Source organism: Microbulbifer aggregans, from assembly GCF_001750105.1.
Taxonomy (GTDB): Bacteria; Pseudomonadota; Gammaproteobacteria; order Pseudomonadales; family Cellvibrionaceae; genus Microbulbifer; species Microbulbifer aggregans.
On record NZ_CP014143.1, the window covers coordinates 2,059,842 to 2,086,790 of the forward strand.

The following is a 26,949-nucleotide window of genomic DNA, read 5'->3' on the forward strand; positions in this document are numbered from 1 at the left end:
GGCTGCGAGTCATCTTTGTTTAATTAAACGACAAAAGTCGTTTTAGTAGCTGTAACTTACGCCAAGCCACGTCTGGTTATAAATTAGGCACCTCTGACAACCCCGGATTGTACGATTTGTGTGCGGTTTCAGCATGTGCAAGCTATATACGTTCACGTGCCCTGCATCACTTAGCCAACTGTATGATTTTGTTTGGCTGAGATGAAACAACAAGACTCGCCTGTGGTGGTGGTATCGATGAAGGTGTTATCAGTGCCTGACGCAACACATGTAGCCTCAGCGCCTGCAAGTTTGGTTAATTTGATCCAAGCAAAAAATTGGACGGAGATTTTTAGCTGTTTTCTGCCAGTATTCTTTAAACGCTTCATGGCGAGAGGTTCACACCGGCGTTCCTGTCGGTGGATAATATTTCAGGCTCCTTTCTCACCCTTCCTTCACACCTCTCAAAACGGTCGCAGACCAGCTATCGACTATCAGTTTTCGAAGTCAAGTTGTTGTCGGACTGAGCTTAGCGGTGACTCTCCGAAGATTGATGTTGGCAATTCATTTCATCTGCGTCCTGTTAGCTTTTGCTTTAGCGGAAGGATTGGGGAATATGCTTCAACGGCAATCTCTTCAGCGCTATATGACATGTCTTCATGTTACGCAGAAAGTCAGTTGCTAGTAGCTGCTCCATTATCAATGAGTTCAGCTGAGAGGAGTTCGTAATCCAATGAAGATATTCTTGACGCTAAATTATGAGCTTTTTATTGGCTGCAGATCCGGTTCGGTAAGTTCGTGTCTGATCAATTCGACTAATGTCATTCTGAATATATTGCGGAAGTTTAATGCGCAGGCAGTAATATTCGTTGACGCCAGCTACTTGGTCAGATTGAAGGGTTATGTGGACAGATTTCCTAATGCCGCACGAGACTACAATGCAGTTACAAGCCATGTAAAGGAACTGGAGGCTGCAGGGCATCAGATACAGTTGATCGTCCATCCGCATTGGTGGCATTCAGTTTTTGATGGAGAGAGTTGGACTTTCAATTCACAACCGCTTTCACCTGCCAGCCTTAGCAGGGAGACAACCGTCAAGATGATAAAAGAATCCATTGCGGAACTTAATAGTCATCTTCACAGGAAGGTCTTCGCTTTTCGGGTAGGAGGGCTGTGTCCTGATGGATGGGAGGCTGCGCCAGAAATATTACGCTCATACGGTGTGATGATTGACTGTGGAAACAAAAGGCATTCACGTTCACCGAGATTCCCCCATTTCGGTGGCTCTCTATATAGAGAGGAGAATCATAGTCGGGAACACTCAGTCAATGAACAGCGGCATTTTGATATGGCTGGTGGCTTTTTAGAGCGACGGGTATCAACTATGAACGTCGGGCCATCATTCTTTTGGAAGGCTTATCTCGCACGAATGCTAGCGCCAAAATCGCTCCATATGGTTTACGGGGACGGAGTCGATGGCAGGAGGCAGACATCGTCGCTTATTCAGAAGTTAACAAAGAAGTCTCAGGTCCTGGCTTCCATTGACGGATTGAATTCTTCGCTATTGATAAAGAGTTACCGAGATGCTCTATCGTGGGGTCACAGGAATTATACGGTTGTAGGCCACCCAAAGTTGCTCACGGATTACTCAATAGCAAACTTAAAATCATGGCTTGACGAAGTGTACAGGCATGGTGACTCGCTTGGGGTTATTGAGGAGCCAGTCTGGATGAAGGTCAGGGATTCCATGGAGTTTGCGTAGTTTTGTGCTTTAGGGGCAAATCGCAGTGGTGATGAATGCCCTTAAAGTTATAGGTAATGATGTAATACGGATGTAAAAATTTGAAGCGTATTGAACTATTTAGGGTCCCGATGGATATCATTTCCATGAAAGAAACTGTTGAGATGATATCTGGAAGGCTAGAAAATCGTTGTTTCACTCAGCACGTGGCAGTAAATGTTGCCAAGGTAATTAACTCGCGTAGTGATGAAAAGCTTGAACGCTCGGTGAGCCAGTGTGACCTTATCAATATTGATGGTATGGGTGTAGTCTGGGGCGCGAGGTTACTTGGTTATGCAGTGCCAGAGCGTGTTGCGGGTGTAGATCTTTTTCACGAATTACTCGCGATGAGTGCTGAAAAAGAATTCCCAGTGTACTTCTTAGGAGCAACGAGTGACGTTGTAGAACGTGCAGCAGCCTTGTCTGTGGAGGCACATCCAGGGCTAAAAGTTGCCGGATTCCATCATGGTTATTTCTGGAATGATGAGGAAGCCGTTGTCGAAAAGATCCGGCAGTCTGGAGCCAGGCTATTATTTGTTGCGATTACATCACCGCTGAAAGAGAACTTTATTAATCGCTGGCGACAACGATTGGGCGTGGATTTTGTAATGGGCGTTGGCGGAACCTTTGATGTCGTAGCAGGTAAGGTCAGGCGTGCGCCGGACTGGATGCAAAATCTGGGGCTCGAATGGCTCTATCGCGTTATTCAGGAGCCAAGGAGGATGTGGAGGCGGTATCTGGTTACAAATTCTGCTTTTGCCTGGCTGCTCATACAGGAGCGGTTTCGCTGTGCGTTTAGCAGCGAAGAGTTCGGCTTTGGGGATTGATGGATGATTTTTGTGAGCCCCGACTTCTTCCATCGCTTTTGGGACGTTTCTCATGTGGGCACTTGATATAGTGCTAGCGACGTGGGTGCCATCCTGCGTCACCTAGCAATCTATCCAGTATCTCTATGCCTCTGACCGCCAACGTGTGCAGCACCAAGATCCGAAGAAAGAGCTTGTTGCAGCGTTGAAGCACGATGCTGGTAATTTTCGTTATTCTGGAATTGACTGGGACACCAGCAGCTCGACGCTTCAATGTTTGCTTGTTCCCGCAACAGCATCAAAGCCCTTTGGCGCATAGAGCATACAGTCGTGGACAGTTGTCGCTGGCGCCTGAATCTCATTCCTTTTTTTTCGACACCTCTCCCCACCTGACTTCTGTCAAGACCCAAGCACCGATCTGAGTCGAGGTCTATATACAGGGTTGCACACGAGTACCAGCTGCGCGGTGAGCGCGTGGCAAGAATCACTGGTGGTGAATGTATGCGAATTTTAGTGACGGGCGGTGCCGGATTTATTGGCAGCGCCGTGGTGCGCTTTCTGCTCAGGGAAACCGGCAACAGCGTGCTGAATGTGGATGCGCTGACCTATGCCGGCAACCTGGCATCAATCCCTTTGGTCTCTAGCGGCGGTGCAATCAATCAACAGCGCTATCAGTTTGCCCGGGTGGATATACGCAACCGGCAAGTGCTGGAACATTGCTTTGCGGAGTTCCAGCCCGATGCGGTGATGCATCTGGCGGCAGAAACCCATGTGGATCGCTCGATCGATGGGCCTGCGGAGTTTGTCAGCGCCAATGTGTCTGGCACATGCACGTTGCTCGAGGTAGCGCGCAGCTATTGGAATGGTCTCGATCTGGAGGCGCGCAAGAAGTTTCGCTTTCACCATGTGTCCACCGATGAGGTATTCGGTGATCTTGGCTCGGAGGGCTATTTCAGCGAAACGACTCGCTACGACCCGAGTTCTCCCTATTCGGCCAGCAAGGCCGCCAGTGACCACTTGGTGCGAGCCTGGCATCGCACATTCGGGTTACCTGTGGTCTTGAGTAACTGCTCGAATAATTACGGCCCCTACCAGTTCCCGGAAAAATTGATCCCGCTCACCATTACCAATGCGCTGGCCGGTGAGCCGCTGCGAGTCTATGGCGACGGTAGCCAGGTGCGCGATTGGCTTTACGTGGAGGATCATGCCCGCGCATTGTACCGGGTGCTGACGCGCGGCGAGGTTGGGGAGACCTACAACATCGGCGGCCACTGTGAGCGCCGCAACCTGGATGTGGTCACGCGAATTTGTGACATTCTTGAGCAGGTCACCCCACACAAACCCTTTGGCATCAACCGCTTCCGCGATCTGGTCTGTTTCGTGGCCGATCGCCCTGGCCACGACCGCCGCTATGCGATCGACGCCGGAAAGATTGCCCGTGAGTTGCACTGGACCCCTGCCGAGACCTTTGAGACCGGCCTGTACAAGACCGTGCTCTGGTATCTCGATAATGAGAGCTGGTGGCGCCGGACAGGCACCCCTGCCTATGCGGGAGAGCGTCTCGGGCTCACTCCAGTGAGTGAGGAGGTGCGCGGATGAAAGGGATTATTCTCGCCGGTGGCAGCGGCACACGGCTGCATCCCATTACCTGGGGGGTGTGCAAGCAACTGCTGCCAGTCTACGACAAGCCGATGATTTACTACCCGCTGACCACACTGATGCTGGCGGGAATTCGCGATGTACTGGTGATCTCCACACCAGCGGATACGCCGCGCTTTGCCCAGATGCTCGGCGACGGCAGCCGCTGGGGCATCAATCTACAGTATGCAGTGCAGCCATCACCGGACGGACTGGCGCAGGCCTTCCTGATCGGTGAGCAATTTATCGATGGCGATGCCTGTGCCCTGGTTCTTGGCGACAACCTCTTTTTCGGCCAGGGGCTGACGGCAACGCTGGAGCGTGCCTCGCAGCAGGAGCACGGTGCCACCGTGTTCGCCTATCCGGTCAAGGATCCGCAGCGCTTTGGTGTGGTGTCCTTTGATGATTCTGGCCGTGCCATCGAGATCGAGGAGAAGCCGCAGTATCCCGCCTCCCGCTATGCCGTTACCGGCCTGTATTTTTACGACGAAAAAGTCGTCGACCTGGCGAAAGAGGTCAAACCGTCCCACCGCGGCGAGCTGGAGATTACGGACCTTAATCGCTTCTACCTGGATAACGGCGAGCTGAATGTAGAGATCCTCGGCCGCGGTGCCGCCTGGTTGGATACCGGCACCCATGATTCCCTGCTCGAAGCGAGTCAGTTTGTGCAGGCCATCGAGCATCGTCAGAGTCTGAAGGTGGCCTGCCCGGAAGAAGTGGCCTGGCGCCGGGGCTGGATTGACCGGGACCAGTTGCAAGAGTTGGCGATGCCGCTAATGAAAAGTGGCTATGGCAAGTACTTGGTTGATCTCCTGGAATACTGAATAGGGAAGGACTGCATGGAGATTATTGATACTGCGCTGACTGGCGTAAAAATCGTGGAACCCCAGGTCTTCGGTGATGAGCGCGGCTTTTTTGTCGAGACCTGGCAATTGGCCCGTTACATGCGGTTATTGGGGCTAAGTGCCGGTTTGGAATTTGTGCAGGACAACCATTCGCGTTCCGCCAAAGGCGTATTGCGCGGCCTGCATTTCCAGGAGCGTTGTCCGCAGGGGAAGCTTGTGCGTGTCGTACGCGGGGAGATCTACGATGTGGTGGCCGATATCGACCCGCGGTCGGTGACCTATGGCCAGTGGGTTGGCGTGCATCTCAGCGAGGACAATCACCGCCAGCTGTGGATTCCGCCGGGTTATGCACACGGATTTCAGGTGCTCTCGGTGTCTGCGGACGTCGAATATAAATGTACCGACTATTATGTACCGACAGATCAGTGCGGGGTGGCGTGGGATGACCCGCAGTTGGCGATCACGTGGCCCATTGCAGAGCCGGTTCTTTCCGAGCAGGACGCTGCCTGGCCGACGCTTAAAAAACTTAAGAATCAAAATTGGGAGCGTGTAACGCCGTGAAAATCCTTCTCTTTGGTGCCAATGGCCAGGTCGGCCGCGCGTGCCGGGATGCCTTGCAGCAGCCCGGATGGGAGTTGATTGCCCTGGCCCGCAAGCAGGCTGACTTCGCCTGTCCTGAACAGGTCACCGCTACCGTACAGCGTTCACGTCCGGATCTGGTGGTCAATGCGGCTGCGTATACCGACGTGGAGGCAGCAGAGAAGACCCCGGATATGGCTTCCATGGTCAACGGGGAGTGCGTTGGCTCCATGGCCGCGATCTGTGCGGCGCTGGAGATACCGGTAATCCACCTGTCCACCGATTTTGTTTTTAATGGCCAGGGTTCGCGCGCCTACCGGGAAGAAGATCCGGTGAGTCCGATCAACACTTACGGGGCAAGCAAGCTGAAAGGCGAGCGCTTGCTGCGCGCGGTGCATCCTCGCTATATCTGCCTGCGCACCAGCTGGGTGTTCAGTGCCCACCCCGGGAATTTCCTCACCACCATGCTCCGGCTTGCCGCTCAGCGCACCACGGTCAGCGTGGTCGGCGATCAGGTAGGCTGCCCCACCTATGCGGGCGACATCGCTACCACCATTGCCGAACTGGCGCGACGCTACGAAGAGTTTGGCGATCTGCCCTGGGGCCTTTACCACTGCAGTTCACCGGAGCCCTGCAGCCGCTATGAGTTTGCGCGCCATATTTTCTCCGAGGCGGAGGCGGCGGGTCTGCTGGATCCTGCGCCCTGGGTCAAGAAAATCAGTAGCTACCAGTTTCCGACTCTGGCGGCGCGGCCGCCCTACTCGGCGCTGGATAGCAGCAAACTGGCAGAAATTCTGGGTCACCCGCTGCCTCACTGGAACCGGGGTATCCGCAAGGCCTGCCAGGTGCTGGCGACTCGGGAGGAGCCGTCGGCGACCCCCTCGCTACTGAACTGAGTGGTCGAGCCCGGGTGTGAGTGGGGTGTTATATGGATGGTCTCAGGCGTGTCTCTGGTGGCTGGTTAAAAAATAAGCTGCCAGGGGAGGGCGAACCTGTTAGACTGCGCGGCCTTTTGACCCCCCGCCGCACCTGGCCCCAGCCGATTGTTCGTGGGCCCCACTGCAGCCTCAAGTGAAATCCGAAATGACCGATACTCCCGAGCCTATTGGCTTTGACCAGCTCAACCTGCCCACGCAAATCCTCAGTGCTATCCAGAAGCTGGGTTACGAAACCCCCTCACCGATCCAGGCGCAGACCATTCCCTCCCTGTTGGACGGCCGCGATGTACTGGGCCAGGCCCAGACCGGTACTGGCAAGACGGCAGCCTTTGCACTGCCGCTGCTGGCACAGCTGGACCTGAGCAACAAGCGGCCCCAGGCGCTGGTGCTGGCGCCGACCCGTGAACTGGCGATCCAGGTAGCGGAAGCCTGCCAGTCCTATGCCCAGAACCTGAAAGGTTTCCATGTGGCGCCGATCTATGGTGGTGCGGATTATCGCGGTCAGCTGAAGCAGCTTCAGCGCGGCGTGCAGCTGGTGGTGGGCACTCCGGGGCGTGTCATGGACCATATGCGCCGCGGCAGCCTCGATCTGTCCAACCTGAAGACGTTGGTACTTGATGAGGCCGACGAGATGCTGCGCATGGGCTTTATCGACGATGTGCAGTGGGTACTGGAGCAGCTGCCGGAAGAGCGCCAGATTGCGCTTTTCTCTGCCACCATGCCGCGGGAGATCGCCCGTATTGCCCGCGATCACCTGCAGGACCCGGTTGAGGTCAAGATCAAGGTCAAGACCGAGACTGCCGAAACCATCCGCCAGCGCTACTGGCCGGTGGGTGGTCTGCACAAGCTGGACGCGTTGACCCGGATCCTGGAAGCGGAGCCGGTGGATGCGACCATCATTTTTGTGCGCACCAAGAACAGCACCGTGGAGCTGGCAGACAAGCTGGCCGCGCGCGGCTTTGCCAGTGCTGCCCTGAATGGCGATATGGCGCAGAACCTGCGCGAGCAGGTGATCGACAAGCTGAAGAGCGGCAAGCTGGATATCGTAGTGGCCACTGACGTGGCGGCGCGAGGCCTGGATGTGAAGCGCATCAGCCACGTGATCAATTACGACATCCCCTACGACACCGAAGCCTATATTCACCGCATTGGCCGTACCGGCCGCGCCGGACGGGAAGGGGATGCCATCCTGTTTGTCGCTCCGCGTGAGCGCCGTATGCTGCGCATTATCGAGAAGGCCACCAAGAAGCCTATCGAGCAGCTGGAGCTGCCGAGTGCCAAGGCGGTGAACTCCGCACGCATGCAGCGATTCCGCGAACGGATTACCAGCACCCTGGAGGGCTCCATTGATCTGGCGCCCTACCGCCAGCTGGTGGATGAATACCTGTCCATGAATGAGACGGACCCCCTGCAGGTGGCTGCAGCCCTGGCCGCCATGGCCCAGGGCGACCAGCCGCTGTTCGTCAAGGAGCAGGAGCCGAAGAAACGCCGCGAGCGCGATGAGGATTTCGAGCCGCGCGGGCGCAAGCAGGGCGGTCACGGAAAAGACAAGAAGGTGGGACCGCCGGACGAGGGCATGGAGCGCTACCGTATTGAGGTCGGTCGCGAGCACGGCGTACGTCCCGGCAATATCGTCGGTGCCATTGCCAATGAGGTGGAACTGGAAAGTTCCTACATTGGCCGTATCGAAATCTACCCGGAATTCACCACGGTAGATCTGCCCGAGGGCATGCCGAAGGAAATCTTCCAGCACCTGAAAGGTGTGCGTGTTTCCGGCCGCAACCTGAATATTTCCCGCTATGAAGAAGGCAAGGACGGGCCGCCCCCGAGAGGCGGAAAGCGCAAGCCGCCCCGTTCGGGTTCCGGCAAGGGCGGACCGGGCAAGCCTGGTGCGGGTAAGCCAAGGCACCGCAAAGTGAAGCGCGGCGAGTAAACAAAAAAGCGGGTGATTTCTCACCCGCTTTTTTTATGGCCGTTTAATGGCCTCTGACAATCCTCTGCGAGACAGTCTGCTGGTTAGTCATCCTTTCGGGATGGCAGCATCCGTCGCAGGGTCGCGTCTTTATCCACAAAGTGGTGCCAGAGCGACGCTCCCACGTGCAGGCAGATCAGCACCAGAAGAATATTCCATACCAGCTCTTTGTGCAGGAATGCCAGTTGCTTGGCGGTGTCTATGTTTTTCTCCACAAAGCTCGGGATATCGAACAGCCAGAAGATCTTGGTTTCAGAGCCGGCAAATTGCTTCATGCTCAGGCCGAGAATCGGCATCGCCAGCAGTAGAAAGTAAAAAGTCGCATGGGTGATGCGGCCAAGAATACGCTCCCAGGGTCTGCCCAGCATTTCCGGTCGTGGATGGGTACTGCGCCAGTACAGTCGCAGAGCGACCAGCAGCAGGATCGAGAAACCGATGGAGAAGTGCAGCGTCTTCCACCATTCACGCATGGGGTCACCCTTCTGGTAGAACTCGTGCAGCTCCACCGAGCCCCAGACGCAGAGTACCAAGATGGCAATCAGCCAGTGCAGGCCTTTACTGACCGGGTTCCATTGCGAGCTTGTTGGCGTAATCATAAATTCTCTCGCTTGAGCAATCTGTCACCAGAGAATATCTGATATCTGTGAAGAACTGAACCCGATTGGCATAGCTCAACTACCCATCGGTGCATTTGATTTTTACTGTTTTATAGCTTTTGTCCCCTTGAAGTATGTGTGCTGAGTGGTTGCTAAAAACTTCTCTATGGTAAGTGCATATCCAGGGGAGGGATACTGCAGGCGGGTAGAGCTCGATATCATATTTGCCAGAAGATTGTCTCTTTATTGAAAAGCTTCCATAAACAGTGATGGTCCCTGGTAGTACATGGATACTTGCGAAGTTTCCGTCTGCATTTTTTGTTGGTATCCAAAGGGTTTTGCAGGATCTCCTGATCAGTGGCTTGCAGGATTTGTCTCCGAAGTCTATGTGGCTGACTGTGTAGTTTCCGGGCTTTATTTTTGTTAGAACTTGATCCGCTGGCAGGTGAATCAAGTTTCTTTGGTTATCTCTTTTTATCGCAATCCACTTCGGCTGCCCTTTGCTTGAAGGTATTGCCGAGGCGGTGATGGATAAATAAGATTCCTTTTCGGTGGCGTTGACAGGAGGTAAATAAATAAAGATGCAAAAAGCAAAAATGTAAAGGCTAAGGATTACGTTTTTTTTCTCTACACTACTATGTAATTGATCCTCCTCATTTGCATCGGTATGCCCTCTCCAGAGGGGGTTTTTCGAAGTCCTCATAGTGGCGTAGCCTTTTCCCTGGGTGGAAAAGTGGCCACTCTGTTTAGTTGGCCACTTTTAAAACATTAAATCCGCTAAAAGAATCACCCGCCTGATTTAATTTGTTGCGACATCCACCGCGCCATTCAGCCGGAAAGGCACGGATTCGATAAACGGCTTGATGCCTACAGCCTGGTAGAGCTCATCGGGGCGATACAGGTTTTGTCCCTCGATCACCAGTACCGAGCGGCGCAGGGCGCTGATGTCTTCCAGTGGGTTGCCGTCGAGTAACACCAGGTGGGCTTTCTTGCCCACGTTCACGGTGCCGCTTTCACCGAGCGCGCCTACTACTTTGGCCGGCTCGATGGTCGCGGTGCGCAGGACATCGGCATTGGGGATGCCGGCCTCGGCATAGAGCTCCAGTTCCCGCAGCAGGGTGAAGCCGGGCAGGCCGTCGGTGCCGGCGACCATGGGTACGTTGTGCTCATGAAGTTTGCGCAGCATGTTGAGCAATGCGACGGAGCTGTTGTTGTAGTGCTCGCGGTGCTCTGGCTCGATGTTCAGCCAACTGCCGACCAGATTGCGGCGGGCATCGACCGGCAGGTGGTCGGCCACGGCCTGGTATTCCTTGTCCAGCTGGCCGGCCTCGCCCTGTAGCAGAGAGCGGAATACAGTCACCGTGGCATCCACCACCGTGCCCTTTTCCGCCAGCTTATCCAGGAACGCGGCGACTTCCGCACTGTCCAGGTCTATCTCATGAGCGTGCTCTCCCACCTCGGTAAAGCGCAACTTCTTGCGGGTATCGATGGACCCCATGAAGTTGAGGAACAGCATATTGATATGCTGGATTTCGTCGAAGCCGGCATCCACCGCCTCCTCGGCAGTCATGAACGCCGGGATATGGCCGCTCAGGCGCATACTACGCTTGTGGACATGCTCGGCAAGGGGCGCGATCCACTCGGGTTCCATGGAACTGTAGGTTTTGATCTGCATATAGCCGCGCTCGGCATACCAGTCTGCAGCGGCTTTGGCTTCCTCCAGACTATTTACCGTTTTACCCAGCCGCATCGCATTTTCACTATCGCGATCGATAAACCCGGCCCGATAGATCGGGCCGCCGATCACCTTACCTGAATCGAACAGTTCTTCCGTACGCATGATTTTTTCATGCGCATTGCCAATGTCACGCACGCTGATGACGCCGGCGGCCATGTTGAGCAGACCGTGCTCAGGGCTCATATGGCCGTGCATGTCCCACAATCCCGGCATCAGGGTCATGCCGCGGGCATTGATACGGGTAACACCGGGAAAGCGAATCGGCTGCAAGCTGATGCGGGTGATCGTTCCGTCTTCGATCAACAGGTGGCGATCACGAAGCAGCTCACCTTGTTCAACGTCGACGATGTTGACGTTGTTGATCAGTATCGGGGTTTCAGACTGGTGGGTATGTTTGCCAGCCAGTGATTGCAGGTAGTCGGTGCTGGCCTGCATCTCCCGTTCTTTCAATGGTTGCAGGTGGGACTTGTCCCAGCCCTTGCGCAAAATCGCGAACCAGGCGATATGATGTGAGGCGAACAGGTCTCCCTCTTCATCGTACCAGGCGAGAAAGGGGGTGAAGTCGAGCCCGCTGACGCCATACAGGTAGATGGTTTTTTCCATGTCTCCCTGTGTAACGGTGCGCTTGTCCAGCTGCTCCAGCTGTGCCTGACCCTGGGGTAGCAGCTTGAGCGTATGCCCGGGACTCGCCAGCAGCGCCTTGGCCAGCTGGGCTTTCATTGCGATGGTGGGGTTCTTGGGGACAAAAAACTGGGATGCGGAGGACTTGGCGCTACCCCGTTCATCGCTGCCTTTCCATTCAGCCAGCCCATCGGTAAGGGTGAAGGTCTCCTCCACTGGTGCCCCGCCGGGACTTACCCCTTTTATATGGATAAATGTGGGAATACCCTTGGGGCCAAGTTCAAATTCCTCGGTCATCTTGATGCGCCGGTTGTTCCAGCCCAACTCTAATATTCCGGAAACGCGATTGTCCTCGCGAGTGATCACCTCGTGCCCGGCGACGCCTTCTGGATCGTAGAAAACGTACTCGATGGTTTCAGCAGATAGTTTGGATGCCCAAAGAAGCAGGACGGAAGTGAGTACCACAGCGAAATTCAGGAACTTCATGGTGGTTACCTTTTATGTATCGGTTTTTAGCCGAGCAATCCTGAGGACTTTTTGAGGGAGCGACAATGGCATCTGGTGACACCTGGACAGTTTGGCACCATTTGCAACGCAAACAATGGTTTGGCCGCCAGTGATTCTTGATTCGGGACCCTGAGCAGGGGTTCGGTGATTGAGGTTCGAGTTATGGAGAATGCCGGGGAGGCAAATGCGTAACCGACTTCTCGCCTGCGGGGCGAGAAGTCGGTGCAATTGTGAGGGTTACTGCGCGTAGCAGTCGCGGGTCATGTTTTCGATGCGGTCCTTGTGTACGATCACATTGTCCTCGATCCGCACACCACCGAAGGGGCGCAAGGCGTCCACCTTATCCCAGTTAACTTCGCTAGCCAGGTCGCTATTTTTCAGGTCGGCCAGCAAGCTGTCGATGAAGTACAGACCGGGTTCGATGGTGAAGACCTGATTCTCCTCGACGGTACGTGAGGTGCGCAGGAACGGGTATTGCTCTGGCGGCGGGGTGATACCACCTTCCGGTGCAGTCTGGTGACCGCCCACATCGTGGACCTGCAGGCCGAGGAAGTGACCGAGGCCGTGAGGCATGAAGGGGCGGGTCAGCCCGCTTTCCACGGCGCTCTCTGCGGACGATTTGATCACGCCGAAGCGATTCAGCAATTCGCCCACTTTGTGGTGGCACTCGAGGTGCAGGTCCGGGTAGGGAGTGCCGGGCTTGAGGCCGGCCACCAGCTCCTGCTCTTTTTCATCCATGGCCGCCACCAGTTCGGCGTACTCGCCATCCCGGTACGCATAGCTGCGGGTGATGTCCGCACAGTAACCATTGCAGTCAGCACCGGCGTCGATCAGGAAACTGCGACGCTCCGCTTCCGGCAGCCGGGCGGTATTGAGGTGGGTGTAGTGCAGGATGGCAGCATGCTCGTTCAGACCAACGATATTGCCGTAGGGCATCTGGTTTTCGCCCTGGCCGGCGGCATTCAGGTAGGCCAGGTTGATCTCGAACTCGCTGGCACCCTCGCGGAAGGCGGCTTCGGCAGCGCGGTGGGCTTTTACCGCAATGCGGTTCGCTTCACGCAGGCAGGCCATCTCATAGGGAGTCTTGTAGGCGCGTGCCCAGTGCAGCCGGGCCAGCAGTTCCTCCGGATTGGGGGTGCCTACAGACCAGTCTTCGAGGCCGTTGGTCTCGCCGAGAAAGGCGGCATTGTCAGCGCTGAGGAACTGCTTGGCATCGGCGGGCTTGCTCAGCAGTTCGATATCGTACTCGTCACTCCAGAAAGTCTGCGGGGCCGGCGGCACGTAGTGCCAGAAGTCCACCGGGCGGTAAAACAGCAGTTTGGGCTTCTGCCCGCGGCGGTAGATGACCCAGCTGTGGGGGTTGTCGGTGACCGGCACCAGCGCCTTGAACTGTGGATTGACCCGGAAAGGGTAGTAGTTGTCGTCGAGGAACTGGACACTGGGTTTGCCGCTAAACACGTTGAGCGTCTCGAAACCGCACTGCTCGAGAATATCGTCGTAGCGGCTTTTGAGTGTGGCGAGATGTTCAGAGTAGAGGTTCTTGTCCATGGATTTCCTTAATCGGTTGCCCTCACGCAGCGAGGCGGTGTGATTCAGTCAATCCGGGTAGTGTATAGTCTGGTAATCCACAACTCCCAGTCATTTGGCCTGAATTTTTGCCATGGAAAAGAAGATACTGCTAACGGACTGCCCGGATGCAAAAGGGCTGATCGCGAAGATCACCAACATCTGTTACAAGCACCAGCTGAACATCATCAAGAACGATGAATTCGTGGATCGCAGGCAGGGGCGCTTTTTCATGCGCACGGCGCTGGAAGGCAACTTCAATGACCAGACGCTGCTGGAAGACCTCGATATGGCGCTGCCCAAGGGCGCCGAGCGCCGATTGGTACCGAGCGGGAAAAAGCGTCTGGTGCTGCTGGTGACGCGTGAGCCCCACTGCCTCGGCGATATCCTGATGAAATGTTTTGCCGGGGCCCTGGATGTGGAGATTGCCGCGGTGATCGGAAATCACCCGGATCTTGGTCCGCTGGTGAAAAAGTTCGATATCCCCTTTTACCACTTGCCCGCGGAGGGGCTGGAACGCGAGCAGCATGAGGAGCAGGTGATGGCCCTCGTGGACCAGTTCGCCCCGGATTACCTGGTGCTCGCCAAGTACATGCGAGTGCTAACGCCTGCGTTTGTGGCGCACTACCGCGGACGGATCATCAATATCCACCACTCATTTTTGCCCGCGTTCATCGGTGCCCGGCCCTACCAGCAGGCCTATGAGCGCGGAGTCAAAATCATCGGTGCCACGGCACACTTCGTGACTGACGATCTGGATGAGGGGCCAATCATCGAGCAGGATGTGATTCCTGTGGATCACGCTTACTCCGCAGAAGGCATGGCCGCCGCCGGTCGGGATGTGGAAAAATCGGTGTTGAGCCGCGCCCTGCAACTGGTACTGCAGGAGCGCGTGTTTATCCACGGAAACAAGACGGTGGTCTTCAAGTAGATTGGTAGCAGTAGGAAGTGACAATGATAAAAACGAATAGCAATTCCCGGGCAATGCGAACTCTGGCTGCTCTCGTCCTTGGTGGCCTTTTACTGGCCGGGTGCGCCAGTGAGCCCGCGTTGCCAATCCCCGGCCTGAGTGAGACTTTCCATACCGAGATTGCCGCCAACGGTGCCAAGCGCTTCACCTATACCCTGGAGATGCGACGCCCGGATGTGCCGCGCCCGGTGACCCGGGAGGACGTCAACCGCAGCCGCATACAGCGGGAAACTATGCTGCGGACCGGCCAGCGTCCCCGTGGTCCTCTGGTGGACGAAATGGCCTTCAACCGATCCCTCAACCAGAAACTGACGGAGACCGGCTTCTGTCGCGACGGTTTCTTCGAGCTGGAGCGCACCCTGTTTGCCGGCGGCGGTGAGGTGCGTGGCGAATGCCGTGATGGCGCCCAGCGCTGACCGGTGGTGTGTCGGTGCGTGACTCCATGGAATACAAGGGAAACATTGCCAGCTGGGACGATGACCGTGGTTATGGCTTTATTCAGCCAGACGGCAGTGGTTCGCGCGTGTTTCTCCATGTCAGCGCTTTTGATCGCCGGTTTTGCCGCCCAGAGCAGGGAATGGCGGTCAGATTTAGTCTGGGACGGGATGATCGCGGCCGGCCGAGAGCAAAGAGTGCCCGCCCTGCGAACGGCAAGCGCAGCTTGAATCGGCCGGGGCGACAGAGACGCAGAGCACTGCTGTTGGTTGGCGTTTTCTTTGCCGGACTGATTGGACTTTCGGTTGGGGGCTGGCTGCCCTGGTCAATGACTGGTCTTTACCTCACGCTCAGTCTGTTAACCCTGCTGCTCTACATCAAGGATAAACGGGCGGCGGTGCGCGGACGTTGGCGAACGCCTGAGCAGACGCTCCACCTGCTATCGCTCCTGGGGGGATGGCCCGGGGCGGCCCTGGGCCAGAGCTACCTGCGGCACAAGTCCAGTAAGGGTTCTTTCCGCGTAGTTTACTGGCTGACGGTCTGCCTTAACCTGGTGCTGCTCGGCTATGGCCTGACCGCTGAAGGGCAGTATTGGCTCCATCAAGTGGATAGTCTCCTGATGACTATTCCCGATTCCATTGCCGGCAAGCTGTAACAAGCCGGCGCGCAGTTAACAGAATCTTCATCGCCACTGCCAGTGCGTGAGTCCATTGCCGCGCCCCCGACCCTGTCTGTTCATCTCTTCCTGCACCCTCCCCGGATACATTTGCCGAAAATCAGTGTGATCTGCATCACGCAGGCGGGCGTAGCTATCAACCACGGCATGGCATAAGGCCGCGTATATCCGTGCCGATGGCCTTGGTGAACAAATGATAAAAAGGTGGCGAGAGTGATGTTGGACCAGTACAACCCACTTCTGGTGGGACTTTCCTATGTAATTTCAGTACTTGGCTCCTATGCCTCGCTACAGTTGGTGACGGCCATTCCCGAGGCCGTTACCGGGGTAGACCGACGCCGGGCGATTCTGTTTGCCGGGCTTGTCATGGGGGGCGCGGCAATCTGGTCCATGCACTTTGTCGGAATGCTGGCGCTGGAGACCGATATGCCGATGGCCTATGACATCCTCGGCACATTGGGTTCGGTGTTGATTGCGGTGGCCGCCTGCACGCTGGGCCTGGCCATTGTGGGTACAGGGCAATTCAATTTCGATAAGCTGCTACCCGCCTCTGTATTCATGGGCATTGGTGTCGCAGGCATGCACTACGGTGGCATGGCGGCCATGTTGATGCCGGCCGAAATCAAATATGACCTGAATATCATCATCATCTCGGTGTTGATTGCGGTGGTGGCTGCTTGCGCAGCGTTGTGGATGGCATTCCAGATGCGTGGACGCTGGCAGAAGTTTGGCAGTGCGCTGATCATGGGGGTGGCGGTATGCGGGATGCATTACACCGGTATGGAAGCCGCCGGCTACAAGATGACCGGTGAAATGCCCGAGGCGGGTTTTGCCGGTGCACTGGCGGGGGAATACCTGGGCATGGCTTCGGTGGTCATTGCCGTCGGTGTCCTGATCCTGAACGTCTGGGTTGCGCGTTGGTATCAACAGAGACCGGTCGTTCCAACTTGATGTACAGCGGGGGGCTTTGCCGGGGTATAGTGCCGGCGATGTCCTCCCTTAATCCATCCGGCCAATTCCTACCTCTCTACACGCATCGGTCGTCTCGGCACGCCATAAGTATCTCTCTTGCGGCGCGAATGCCATCTTTCCATGCCGGCAACAGTCGTCTCTTCCTCCCTCAATGCGCGTCCCGCATCTAACTTGGCGTAGCGGTCTTCGTTTGCTCAAAAAACAACCGTTACACTCAAGGGAGGCTATGGAGGGTCGCGTCTTGAGAGGTTTTCTACGCGGGAGCTTGGTTGTCATTAGCCTGCTTGCGCTCATCGCGTGTGGTGGTGGAGGCGGCAGTGGCAGCACAAGGAGTGCTGCGGCAACGACCACTGCCGCTACATTGTCCACTGCGGTACCGTCGATCCAGACCGGTAGGCTGGTGGAAGTCATCGTTGCCGGCCTGTCCTATCGCACGGAAAGCCGGTCCGGTGTGACCAGTGACAATGGCGAGTTCTCTTACGTGGCGGGAGAGACGATTCAGTTTTTCCTGGGGGATACCCCGATCGGCTTTGCCGTACGCGCACAGGAAAGACTGCGAATCCTGGATCTGTTCCCCAATGTCCGTCTCTACCGCAACTTCAATCAGTTGCGGCGGCTGTTCAGTGGGGCATCCTTTGATCGCGAGCGGATCGATTTCAACCGCTTCCACAATACCCTGTTTCTGCTTGAAGCGTTTGATCGCGACTCAGATCTGGGCAATGGCGTTGTTATCGACTCGGGTGTCCGCGACCTGCTGGAGAATACTCTATTAGACCTCGAAGTCGATGCCCTCGCATTCGCCCGTCACTATGTGCCGCTGATTTACTTCCGCAACCGCGCCGACGAACTCGATCTCGTCGATTCGGGCGCTGTTGTGAATACGGGCATGGTATTGGATACCTACTATGAGGCCGTCGGGCTGGTGAGCGGTTTCTACGTGCCGGTTTTCAAGAGTCGTGACTTCTTCTTCGATGAGCTTCTCGATGAATTGGAACGTTACGACTACGACGATGATGGCAACATTACCGAACTGGTCACTGAGTCCGATCGCGAGGTTCTCAGGCAAGTTTCCCGTTTCGCCAGTTACGATGGGTTTGGCAACATTCTCACCTGGAGCTTTGAGCCCGATGCTTTTCTTGTGGATGACGAGTTTGCGGAATTCGAGTATGACGATGCCGGAAACCTGATCAGCCTGCGAGAGGACCTCGATGGTAACGGTACATTCGATCGGGTGAGGAGCTGGGTGTACGATTTCGACGACCTGTTTTTCTCCGTTACTTATTCTGAGGATGATGACGGCGATAGTGTCGTCGACGAAGAGTTCACGATTTCATACCAGCTGGATGAGCGGGGCCGGCTTCAGGAAGTGCGTCGTGATGAAGAGCTGTTGGCGGAATACACTTTTCAGGAAAACGGACGTACTGCTTCCGAAACGGTTTTCTCATTGCGCACGGGTGAACCATTCCGCGTGATCGAGTTTGATGAGCTGGGCAGGGTGTCTTCGCTGCGTCGACAGATTGGCGAAGAAGGGGAGGGACAGTGGGAATTCTTCTACGGCTCACTGGATAACCTGGTCCGTGCGCGATTTACCCGCTCCGGTGCCGCCTTTGTCGATTATCGGATTCTGGTGGAGTGGGAATACAACATAAAGGGTAATCTCACTCTCTATACGGTCGACCTGAGGGAGGACGGCGATACCGACTTCTCCCGGGAGTACGTCTATGACGATAATGATTTGCTGGTGCGCGAAGTCTGGTTCGAATTTACCGGCGACCTCCGCACCGCTGTCTTTGAAATTGCCTATACCTACGATACGGATGGCCTGCTGATACGGAAATTACAGACCACGCTGCTTGCCTCTGCACCCCTTCTCCCTAGCACCGATGTAGTAGCGTTTATCTACAGCTATGACGATCGCAATAACCTGATCTCGGTGGTGCGCGATGACGGCAACAACGGATCACTGGATTTCGAGAAGGCCTTTGAGGTGCGCAGGGAGAACTGGCGGGCGGCGCTGCTCTGGATTGAGAAGCCCTCGGTGTATTCCACCTCCCCTTATGAAGAACTTCCCAGCCGGCAGATATTGCGTCGCCGCCTGGTGGCGGAGCTCGAGACTGAAGAGGTTGTCGAGAGCAGTCTGGAGCGCGTGCGGCGGACGGACGAGGAGTTCCGCGGGCTGGTCGGCCTCGAGGTCAGGAGCTTCAACTGTGAAACGCCGTTCGCACTCGAGTTTTTTGATAACGGCGAGGTGATTCTGCGGGATCGCTCGGATATCAGTGAAGATGCCATCGTCCTCACCTGGTTCCTGCTCACCCGCGGGGTTGTGGTGATCGAGGATGGTGGGCTGGAGTTCAGTTTCCGCCTCCGGCGTTATCCGGAGATCCCCCGGGTCTTTCCACCAGCCTCGGGACCCGATCGGACGATTGTCGCGCTTGAGCCGCTGGATTTTTATCCACTGCCGTATGCGTGCAACTACCGGGCGAGATCTGAAGAGGTCAATTTTCGGCCGGTCTGGGGCGTGGAGGCTGATATCAACCGCTGGTGATCTCTCAGTGGCTCCCGGCTCCAAAGCGGAAAAATAACGCGCATTGCGCAAGTGGTGGGCTTTCCGCAAAACACCTCTCGAATGGCGCATAAGTCGACATTATTTTTAACAATGAAACGGGCTCTTCTCTTAATTTTTTGTGATCTTCATCCGCCCATTGATCCCATTTGAGGATTTCAATAGGCTGCTTATCACAACCTCAGCCAGCTTGGGGTAACGTTCCTTTCGCATTTAACCGTCACAAATAGATTGGTTGCGAGCGGGGGCAATGGCTGGAACCAGAGGGAATAACAAGATAACAACGAGGATGAGAGCCCATGAATACCTTCTCACTCAAGCCACTTTCTCTGGCTGTTGCGGCCGTATTGACGCTGCCTGTGTCGGCCCTGGCACAGGAATCCAGCACCCCGCAGGCCAGCGATGACCGCCGGATGGAAGAGGTGATTACCACCGGTACCCGCGTCGAGGGCCTGTCACCCACCGAGACGCTGTCCCCCGTCGACGTGCTGGGCGGCGAAAACCTGTCCGATCAGGCCAGTTTTGACCTGACCGAGTCCCTGGCCAAAATTGCGCCTTCTTTCAACACCCAGCGCTTCCCGATCGCCGACGGTACGGCTTTCATTCGTCCGGTGACCCTGCGCAACCTGTCTCCGGACCAGACCCTGGTGCTGGTCAATGGCACCCGCCGTCATCGCTCCGCGCTGGTAAACCTGCAGATTGCGCCGCTGGGCACCGTCAATCAGGGCGCCCAGGCGGTGGACTTTGCCGCGCTGCCCTCGGCCGCCATCGAGCGGGTTGAAGTACTGCGTGACGGCGCCTCCGCCCAGTATGGCTCTGACGCCATTGCCGGCGTGGTCAACGTGATCTTGAAAGATGACGCTGAGGGCGTGAGTGTCTCCGCCCAGACCGGTGAATACTTCGAGGGCGACGGCACCCGCACCAGCCTGGCGGCCAATGCCGGCTTTGCGCTGGGTGACCAGGGCTTCGTGAATACCACCATCGAGCACTCTACGGCCGAGAAGACCTGGCGCGGCGCCGCCCGTCCGGATGCAGAATTCGTTGGCAGCGTGGTGGGTGTGGAGAATGTGCCGCTGGACGGTCTCGGCCAGCGCTGGGGTGACCCGGACGTGGAAGCTCTGAAACTGTTCGTTAACACCGGCTATGAGCTGGACAACGGCGTCGAGCTTTACGGCAATGTCGGCTACTCAGAGAACGAGACCATTTCCGACTTTTTCTACCGCGGCCCGGTACTGGATCCGCAGTACGAGTTCGGCGCCCGCGCGACCTTGCAGGCCGATGGCGATGGCGACTTCATGCCGGATGCGGCGCCGCAGTCCCTGATCGACTCCATTACCGCCCAGGGCCTGAACCCGGCGGATTACCTGGTAGCTGATGCTACTAGTGCCAGTGGTTTCGTGCTGCGCAACCCGATCTACACCCAGTTCCCCGGCGGCTACAACCCGCAATTCGGTGCGGATATCAGTGACTTCTCCGCCGTCTTTGGCGCTCGCGGTGAACTGGCTTCCGGCATGAGCTGGGATCTTCGTGCGCGCTCTGCCGAAAACGAAGTGTCATACGTACTGAAAGACTCCATCAACCCGAGCCTGGGTGCCCTGTCCCCGACTACCTTCAACCCGGGCACCCTGACCCAGGAGGAGACCAGTGTAAATGCGGACTTCGTACAGCCGGTTGAGCTTGCAGGCCTGGCATCGCCATTGAACGTCGCCTTTGGTGCGGAATGGCGTGATGAGACCTACAAGATCGGTGCCGGTGACGAGGCTTCCATTGCTGTAGGTCCGACCGCAGCTGTGTTCGGGGTAGGTTCCGATGGCTTCCAGGGCTTCCCCACCGATGCCGCCGGCAGCTTCAGCAGTGAGAGCATGGCTGCCTATGTGGACCTGGAAACGGACGTTACAGACAAGCTGACGGTCGGTGCCGCCCTGCGCTTCGAGGACTACGATGCGTTCGGCTCCACCTCCGACTGGAAGCTCTCTGGCCGTTACGACTTCAACGAGCGCTTTGCCCTGCGTGCGACGGCCAATACCGGTTTCCGCGCCCCGACTCCGGGCCAGGTGAACACGCTGAATGTGACCACCACCGCGGATGCCAGCGGTAACCTGATCCCGAACGGTACCTACCCGGTGGACAACCCCGTTGCCCTGGCGCTGGGTGCCAAGCCGCTGACACCGGAAGAGTCGACCAGCTTCACCCTGGGTGCGGTCATTAATCCCCTGGATAACACCAGCGTGACCCTGGACTACTACAGCATCAACATCGATGATCGCCTGGCGCTGCGCAACAACACCATCGGCGCCGGTGAAGTGGCACTGCTGGAAGGCGCTGGTGTGGCGAATGCCTCCCTGCTGCAAGGCAGCAATGCGAACTTCTTCGTCAATGCTTACGATTCCGAAGTCAGCGGTATCGACATTGCTGTGACCAGCGATTTTGAATTAGCCGGCAACCTGCTGGTGGTGGACCTGCGCCACAATCACAACCAGCAGAAAGTGAGCAATGTAGCGCCGAGCACCATCAACGACTCGCGGGTGTACGATCTGGAGAACCAGGTGCCGAGCGACCGCACGACGCTGACCTTCAGCTATGACACCGGCAACCTGTTCAACAGTTACCTGCGCCTGAACCGCTACAGCGGCTGGGAGTCCACCTTCGGCCTGTTTGGCCCGGGGGATGCTTCCGATGCCACCAGCTATGGCAGTGAGATCCTCGTAGATATCGAGGCGACGTTTACCCTTGCCGAAAACTACAAAGTTTCCGTCGGTGGCGAGAACATCTTCGATACCCTGCCGGACGATGAGGCTGATCCCACCCTGCAGTTCCTGGGTGTACGCCAGTCCCTGACTTCTCCATTCGGGTTCAATGGTGGCTTCTGGTACCTGCGTGCCAGTGCCGAGTTCTGATAATAACTCCACTGTTCGCAAAAAAGCCGGCACTTGTTGCCGGCTTTTTTGTGCCGCAATGCCTTGTCATTGCCGCCGGATGGAAAATGGGCGATCCTAACTGATCACGGCAGTTCCTTCACCGGTACAAAAATCTAACAGGGGTGGTGGCAATGCAGAGTGTTACTTCGGGCGCGTATCCAGCGTCTGCTGTCGAGTCGCGGGAGGCTGGCCGGGCGCTTGCCGTAAAAGCCGGTCGCCTGGTATCGGTGGATTTTGCCCGTGGGATGGTGATGGTGCTGATGGCACTCGACCACGTGCGGGATTTTACTTCCTCGGCCCGCTTCTCTCCCGAAGATCTCAACGATACTTCCCCGGCTTATTTCTTCACCCGCTGGATTACCCACTTCTGTGCACCGTTGTTCGTATTACTCGCCGGGATGAGTGCCGGGTTCATGCGCGCGAGCCGCTCGCCTGCGGAGTTGAGCCTGTTTCTGTTCACTCGCGGTCTCTGGCTCATTTTCATAGAGCAGACGGTGATGGCCTTTGGTTGGAGCTTTATTCAACCGCAGGGATATGCGCTGGTGTTGACCACGCTGTCGATGATCGGCTTTTGCATGATCTCCATGGCCGCGTTCATTCATCTTCCCCGGTTGCCACTGTTACTGTTGGCGCTGGCCATGATCTTCGGCCACAACCTGTTGGATGGCCGGTTGCCAATGCCCACAGAAGGTTTTCCACCACTCTGGTACGCAATGCATGAGGATATTTTTACCCGCATCGCCGGAGTTCCTCTGATCGTTGTCTATCCGCTACTGCCCTGGCTCGCCGTCATGCCCCTCGGATATCTGCTGGCGGATTTATACAAAGCGCCTGGAGACAGGCGTCGCCGTATGCTTGTTGGTCTCGGTGTCGCGGCTCTCGTGTTATTTTTTGTATTGCGAGGATGGAACATCTACGGCGACCCGGTGCCTTGGGAAGCACAATCCGGTTTCGGCATGACTCTGGTTGCGTTCTTCAATGTAGAAAAGTATCCGCCTTCACTTCTTTACTTGCTGATGACGCTTGGTGCGGGATTGCTTTTGCTCGCCTGGTCGGAACGGTTACGCGGACCGCTGGTGGAAGTGGTGAACACTTTCGGCCGTGTTCCTTTCGCCTATTACATACTGCATATCTACATTGCGCATATGCTGGCTCTGCTGATTGCCCAGTGGCAGGGGTTTGGCTGGCAGGCGGCGGCTGGTGGCTGGTGGACATTGCCGGAGGGTTTCGGGTTGCCCCTGTGGACGGTTTACCTTCTCTGGCTTTCTGTTGTCGCCGTGTTGTATCCGTTCTGCCGCTGGCTGGCCGGAGTGAAGGCGCGGCGAAAAGACTGGTGGCTGAGTTATCTGTAAGAAATTTTTTCGAAAATAAAAAAATGGCGAGCTCAAGGCTCGCCATTTTTCGTTTCAGGACTGGACTCAGTCCATATAGCTCTCTACCGGCGGGCAGGAGCAGATCAGGTTGCGGTCGCCGAACACATTGTCGATGCGGTTCGAAGCAGGCCAAACTTTGTGTGCCTTCAGCCAGGCCGCCGGGCGAGCCGCCACGTCGCGAGAGTAGTTGTGCGGCCACTGGTCGGCCATCACGTCCTCGAGGGTGTGCGGGGCGTTGTGCAGCGGGTTGTCGTCTGCGCTGTAGACACCGTTGGCCACATCTTCCACTTCCTTGCGGATGATGGCCATCGCCTCGACGAAGCGATCCAGCTCTTCCTTGGATTCACTCTCGGTGGGCTCGATCATCAGGGTGCCCGCCACAGGGAAGGACATGGTGGGCGCGTGGAAGCCGAAGTCCATCAGGCGCTTGGCGATGTCTTCCTCGCTGATGCCGCTGGTCTCCTTGAGCGGACGCAGGTCTACCAGGCACTCGTGGGCGATGAAGCCGTTGGTGCCGGTGTAGAGCAGCGAGTAGTGCTCGGACAGACGCTTGGCCATGTAGTTGGCATTCAGGATCGCCATCTCGGTGGCCTGCTTCATACCGGTTTTGCCCATCATGCGGATGTACATCCAGCTGATCGGCAGAATGCTGGCAGAGCCCCAGGGCGCCGCGGAGATGGTGCCGTTGGCCGGATCGGTCTCCGGCACCTCTGTTACCGGATGGCCGGCCAGGTAGGGCTTCAGGTGCTCGCCAACGGCGATCGGGCCCATGCCCGGGCCGCCGCCACCGTGGGGGATACAGAAGGTCTTGTGCAGGTTCAGGTGGGATACGTCGCCGCCGAACTTGCCCGGCGCGGCCACGCCGATCAGGGCGTTCATGTTGGCGCCGTCGATGTACACCTGGCCACCGGCCTGGTGGATCAGGTCGCAGATATCGCGGATGCCTTCCTCGAATACCCCGTGGGTGGACGGGTAGGTAACCATCAGCGCGGCGATGCGGTCGCCGTGCTCTTCCACCTTGGCTTTCAGGTCGGCCATGTCCACGTTGCCCTTGTCGTCACAGGCAACAACGACCACCTTCATGCTCACCATCATGGCGGAAGCCGGGTTGGTACCGTGGGCGGAGGCGGGGATCAGGCAGATGTCGCGCTGGCCCTCGCCCTTGGCCTCGAGGTATTTCTTGATGGCAACCAGGCCGGCGTACTCACCCTGAGAGCCGGCATTGGGCTGCAGGCTCACGGCATCGTAACCGGTACAGGCGGCCAGCATCTGCTGCAGTTGCTTGAACATCTCCGCGTAGCCTTCGGCCTGGTTGGCGGGCGCGAAGGGGTGCAGCTTGCCGAACTCCGGCCAGGTCACCGGGATCATTTCCGCGGTGGCGTTCAGCTTCATGGTGCAGGAACCCAGCGGAATCATGGAGTGGTTCAGGGCGATGTCCTTGGACTCCAGGGTCTTCAGATAACGCAGCATCTCCGTTTCGGAGTGGTAGGTGTTGAAGACCGGATGGGTCAGGAATTCGCTGCTGCGAACCAGGGACGCCGGCACACCCTGCGGGCCCTTGGCGGCAATTTCGCTGTCCATTGCGCGCAGGTCGAGGCCGTGGTCACCGTCGGTGAAGGCCTTGAGGATGTCGGAAACGTCGTCGAGGCTCGCGGTCTCGTGCAGGCTGATGCCCAGTTTGTCCTCACCCACCTTACGCAGGTTGATTTCTGCATCCAGGGCGCGCTGGTAGATGGCGTCGCGCTGATCGCCGGCGACCACAGTGAGCGTGTCAAACCAGGTGTCGTGAGTCAGGTCGAAGCCCTGCTTCTTCAGGCCGGCTGCCAGGATATCGGCCAGGCGCTGGATACGGGCGCCGATGGTTTTGAGGCCCTGCGGACCGTGGTAAACGGCATAGAAGGCGCTCATCACTGCCAGCAAAACCTGGGAAGTGCAGATGTTGGAGTTGGCCTTCTCGCGACGGATGTGCTGCTCACGGGTCTGCATGGCCATGCGCAGGGCACGATTGCCTTTGCTGTCCACGGAGACACCGATAATGCGGCCGGGTGCGGCGCGCTTGTACGCCTCGCGGAACGCAAAGAAGCCGGCGTGCGGACCGCCGTAGCCCATGGGAATGCCAAAGCGCTGGTTGCAGCCGACAACGACATCGGCGCCCATCTCGCCCGGCGCCTTGAGGCTGACCAGGCTCATCAGATCGGCGGCGACGGTGACCAGGCCGTTGGCCTCGTGCACTTTTGCAATCAGGTCGGTGAGGTCGCGAACCACACCGGTTGAGCCCGGGTACTGGAACAGGGCGCCAAACAACTCGGCAGGAATGTCTTTTTCCACATCACCAACGACGACCTCGAAGCCGAAGTGTTCGGCGCGGGTTTTCACTACGGCAATGGTCTGAGGGTGGCAGTCTGCGTCGACGAAGAAGACGTTGGACTTGTTGCGCTTGGCCTGGCGCTTACACATGGCCATGGCTTCGGCAGCTGCGGTGCCCTCGTCCAGCATGGAGGCGTTGGCCAGCTCCATGCCGGTCAGGTCCATGATCATCTGCTGGAAGTTCAGCAGGCCTTCCAGGCGGCCCTGGGCGATCTCCGGTTGGTAAGGAGTGTAGGCGGTGTACCAGCCCGGGTTTTCCAGCACATTGCGCAGGATGACATTGGGCGTGACGGTGTCGTGGTAACCCATGCCGATAAAGGTGCGGTAGATCTTGTTGCGCTTGGCCAGGCCGCGCAGCTCTGCGAGCGCCTCTTCTTCATTGATGGCATCTTCCAGATCCAGCGCGTCGGTCTTGCGGATGGATGCGGGTACGGTCTTCTCGATCAGTTCGTCGAGACTGGCTACGCCGAGGGCCTCCAGCATCTCTTTCACCTGGGCCTCATCCGGGCCGATATGGCGGTGAATAAATGCGTCGTGTTGCTCCAACTGCTGAAGAGATGGCTGGGTCATAAACGTCGTTCCTGTATCGCAGGGAATAGTCGCTGGAATTGTGCTCGGCGCCGGCGTGTGGCACCGGGTAAAAATAGCAGAGCGCCCCGGGGATCCCGCCGTCCGACTTGCCCGAAGCGGGGGCAGTGGGCGGATTCAGGAGGGCCTTGCAGCCGGATCCGGGAGCCGGGCCCGGCGCGTCATCGCACTGAATGCCATAAGGCTGGCGACCGTGGCGCCGGGTCGAGCCGCGCGCATCTTAGCAACCGCAAGCCCGCCGGGCAATCTGGGCGTAATTGGCGGTAAAACTGCTGGGATCGGGCAACTTCTGTGATAATCATCCTCAAAATGAGGAGATATCCAGATTTTATGTCACAGGTTGGCGGCGCTAGCCACATGGCACGGCTTTTCACCCGACATGGGGTGCGAAAACTGCGCGTGGTTCCCCTGTGGACTATGGTGAAAGGTACCCGCGGCGTTTGAAGTTGGCTGTCTCCGCGGGAGGCCAGAGAAGGATAATTGGCAGTGCTGATGCGAATAGCCAGCAGGGATTGCGGGACT

19 protein-coding genes are annotated in these 26,949 nt (G+C 57.1%); 14 read left to right on the plus strand and 5 right to left on the minus strand.

Annotated features, from left to right (window positions below; translation table 11 throughout):
* Window positions 1-712: 712 nt before the first annotated feature.
* From AUP74_RS17195 to AUP74_RS08930, 7 genes are all read left to right on the plus strand, one after another.
* Window positions 713-1,741: a polysaccharide deacetylase family protein gene (locus AUP74_RS17195; protein ID WP_145924354.1), complete on the plus strand. Its 1,029-nt coding sequence runs from the start codon at window positions 713-715 to the stop codon at window positions 1,739-1,741.
* Window positions 1,742-1,851: 110 nt separating this feature from the next.
* Complete coding sequence (locus AUP74_RS08905; protein WP_069947268.1) at window positions 1,852-2,586, plus strand: WecB/TagA/CpsF family glycosyltransferase; 735 nt, start codon at window positions 1,852-1,854, stop codon at window positions 2,584-2,586.
* A 480-nt stretch (window positions 2,587-3,066) separates the two neighbouring features.
* Window positions 3,067-4,164: a dTDP-glucose 4,6-dehydratase gene (gene rfbB, locus AUP74_RS08910; RefSeq protein WP_069947269.1), complete on the plus strand. Its 1,098-nt coding sequence runs from the start codon at window positions 3,067-3,069 to the stop codon at window positions 4,162-4,164.
* Window positions 4,161-5,027 (plus strand): glucose-1-phosphate thymidylyltransferase RfbA, encoded by an 867-nt coding sequence (gene rfbA / locus AUP74_RS08915; protein WP_069947270.1) that lies wholly within the window; start codon window positions 4,161-4,163, stop codon window positions 5,025-5,027. Before rfbB ends, rfbA begins: the two co-directional genes overlap by 4 nt.
* Before the next feature lie 15 nt (window positions 5,028-5,042).
* The gene (gene rfbC / locus AUP74_RS08920; protein WP_069947271.1) at window positions 5,043-5,609 is read left to right on the plus strand and encodes a dTDP-4-dehydrorhamnose 3,5-epimerase; all 567 of its coding nucleotides are present in this window, start codon (window positions 5,043-5,045) and stop codon (window positions 5,607-5,609) included.
* Entirely contained in the window at window positions 5,606-6,523 is a 918-nt protein-coding gene (rfbD, locus tag AUP74_RS08925) for a dTDP-4-dehydrorhamnose reductase (RefSeq protein ID WP_069947272.1), read from the plus strand. The genes rfbC and rfbD overlap by 4 nt, the downstream gene beginning before the upstream one ends.
* Window positions 6,524-6,710: 187 nt before the next feature.
* Window positions 6,711-8,498: a DEAD/DEAH box helicase gene (locus AUP74_RS08930; protein WP_069948790.1), complete on the plus strand. Its 1,788-nt coding sequence runs from the start codon at window positions 6,711-6,713 to the stop codon at window positions 8,496-8,498.
* 83 nt (window positions 8,499-8,581) lie between these two features.
* On the opposite strand, the gene AUP74_RS08935 is transcribed toward AUP74_RS08930, so the two are convergent.
* The 4 genes from AUP74_RS08935 to pepQ form a co-directional block, all read right to left on the minus strand.
* Window positions 8,582-9,133: a cytochrome b gene (locus tag AUP74_RS08935; RefSeq protein WP_069947273.1), complete on the minus strand. Its 552-nt coding sequence runs from the start codon at window positions 9,131-9,133 to the stop codon at window positions 8,582-8,584.
* 79 nt (window positions 9,134-9,212) lie between these two features.
* Window positions 9,213-9,836, minus strand: a complete 624-nt coding sequence (locus AUP74_RS17200) for a hypothetical protein (protein WP_145924355.1) — start codon at window positions 9,834-9,836, stop codon at window positions 9,213-9,215.
* 96 nt (window positions 9,837-9,932) lie between these two features.
* Window positions 9,933-11,978 (minus strand): amidohydrolase family protein, encoded by a 2,046-nt coding sequence (locus AUP74_RS08940; protein ID WP_069947274.1) that lies wholly within the window; start codon window positions 11,976-11,978, stop codon window positions 9,933-9,935.
* A gap of 258 nt (window positions 11,979-12,236) precedes the next feature.
* On the minus strand, window positions 12,237-13,547 hold the full coding sequence (pepQ, locus tag AUP74_RS08945) for a Xaa-Pro dipeptidase (RefSeq protein ID WP_069947275.1): 1,311 nt from the start codon (window positions 13,545-13,547) through the stop codon (window positions 12,237-12,239).
* A gap of 112 nt (window positions 13,548-13,659) precedes the next feature.
* Here pepQ and purU point away from each other — a divergent pair, with 112 nt between their 5' ends.
* The 7 genes from purU to AUP74_RS08980 all read left to right on the plus strand — a co-directional run bounded on the left by purU (window position 13,660) and on the right by AUP74_RS08980 (window position 23,451).
* Entirely contained in the window at window positions 13,660-14,496 is an 837-nt protein-coding gene (gene purU, locus AUP74_RS08950; RefSeq protein WP_069947276.1) for a formyltetrahydrofolate deformylase, read from the plus strand.
* A gap of 23 nt (window positions 14,497-14,519) precedes the next feature.
* Complete coding sequence (locus tag AUP74_RS08955) at window positions 14,520-14,951, plus strand: hypothetical protein (protein ID WP_145924356.1); 432 nt, start codon at window positions 14,520-14,522, stop codon at window positions 14,949-14,951.
* A gap of 26 nt (window positions 14,952-14,977) precedes the next feature.
* Window positions 14,978-15,625, plus strand: a complete 648-nt coding sequence (locus tag AUP74_RS08960; protein ID WP_069948791.1) for a DUF1294 domain-containing protein — start codon at window positions 14,978-14,980, stop codon at window positions 15,623-15,625.
* A 237-nt stretch (window positions 15,626-15,862) separates the two neighbouring features.
* Window positions 15,863-16,597, plus strand: a complete 735-nt coding sequence (locus AUP74_RS08965) for an MHYT domain-containing protein (protein ID WP_069947278.1) — start codon at window positions 15,863-15,865, stop codon at window positions 16,595-16,597.
* Window positions 16,598-17,018: 421 nt separating this feature from the next.
* Complete coding sequence (locus AUP74_RS08970; protein ID WP_145924357.1) at window positions 17,019-19,163, plus strand: RHS repeat domain-containing protein; 2,145 nt, start codon at window positions 17,019-17,021, stop codon at window positions 19,161-19,163.
* 317 nt (window positions 19,164-19,480) lie between these two features.
* Window positions 19,481-22,078 carry a TonB-dependent receptor plug domain-containing protein gene (locus AUP74_RS08975; RefSeq protein ID WP_069947280.1) on the plus strand — a complete coding sequence of 866 codons (2,598 nt, stop codon included), beginning with the start codon at window positions 19,481-19,483 and terminating at the stop codon, window positions 22,076-22,078.
* Window positions 22,079-22,230: 152 nt separating this feature from the next.
* The gene (locus AUP74_RS08980) at window positions 22,231-23,451 is read left to right on the plus strand and encodes an acetyltransferase domain-containing protein (protein WP_083260895.1); all 1,221 of its coding nucleotides are present in this window, start codon (window positions 22,231-22,233) and stop codon (window positions 23,449-23,451) included.
* A 66-nt stretch (window positions 23,452-23,517) separates the two neighbouring features.
* Here the strand turns inward: AUP74_RS08980 and gcvP are convergent, their stop codons facing one another.
* Complete coding sequence (gene gcvP / locus AUP74_RS08985) at window positions 23,518-26,409, minus strand: aminomethyl-transferring glycine dehydrogenase (RefSeq protein ID WP_069947281.1); 2,892 nt, start codon at window positions 26,407-26,409, stop codon at window positions 23,518-23,520.
* Between the last annotated feature and the right edge of the window lie 540 nt (window positions 26,410-26,949).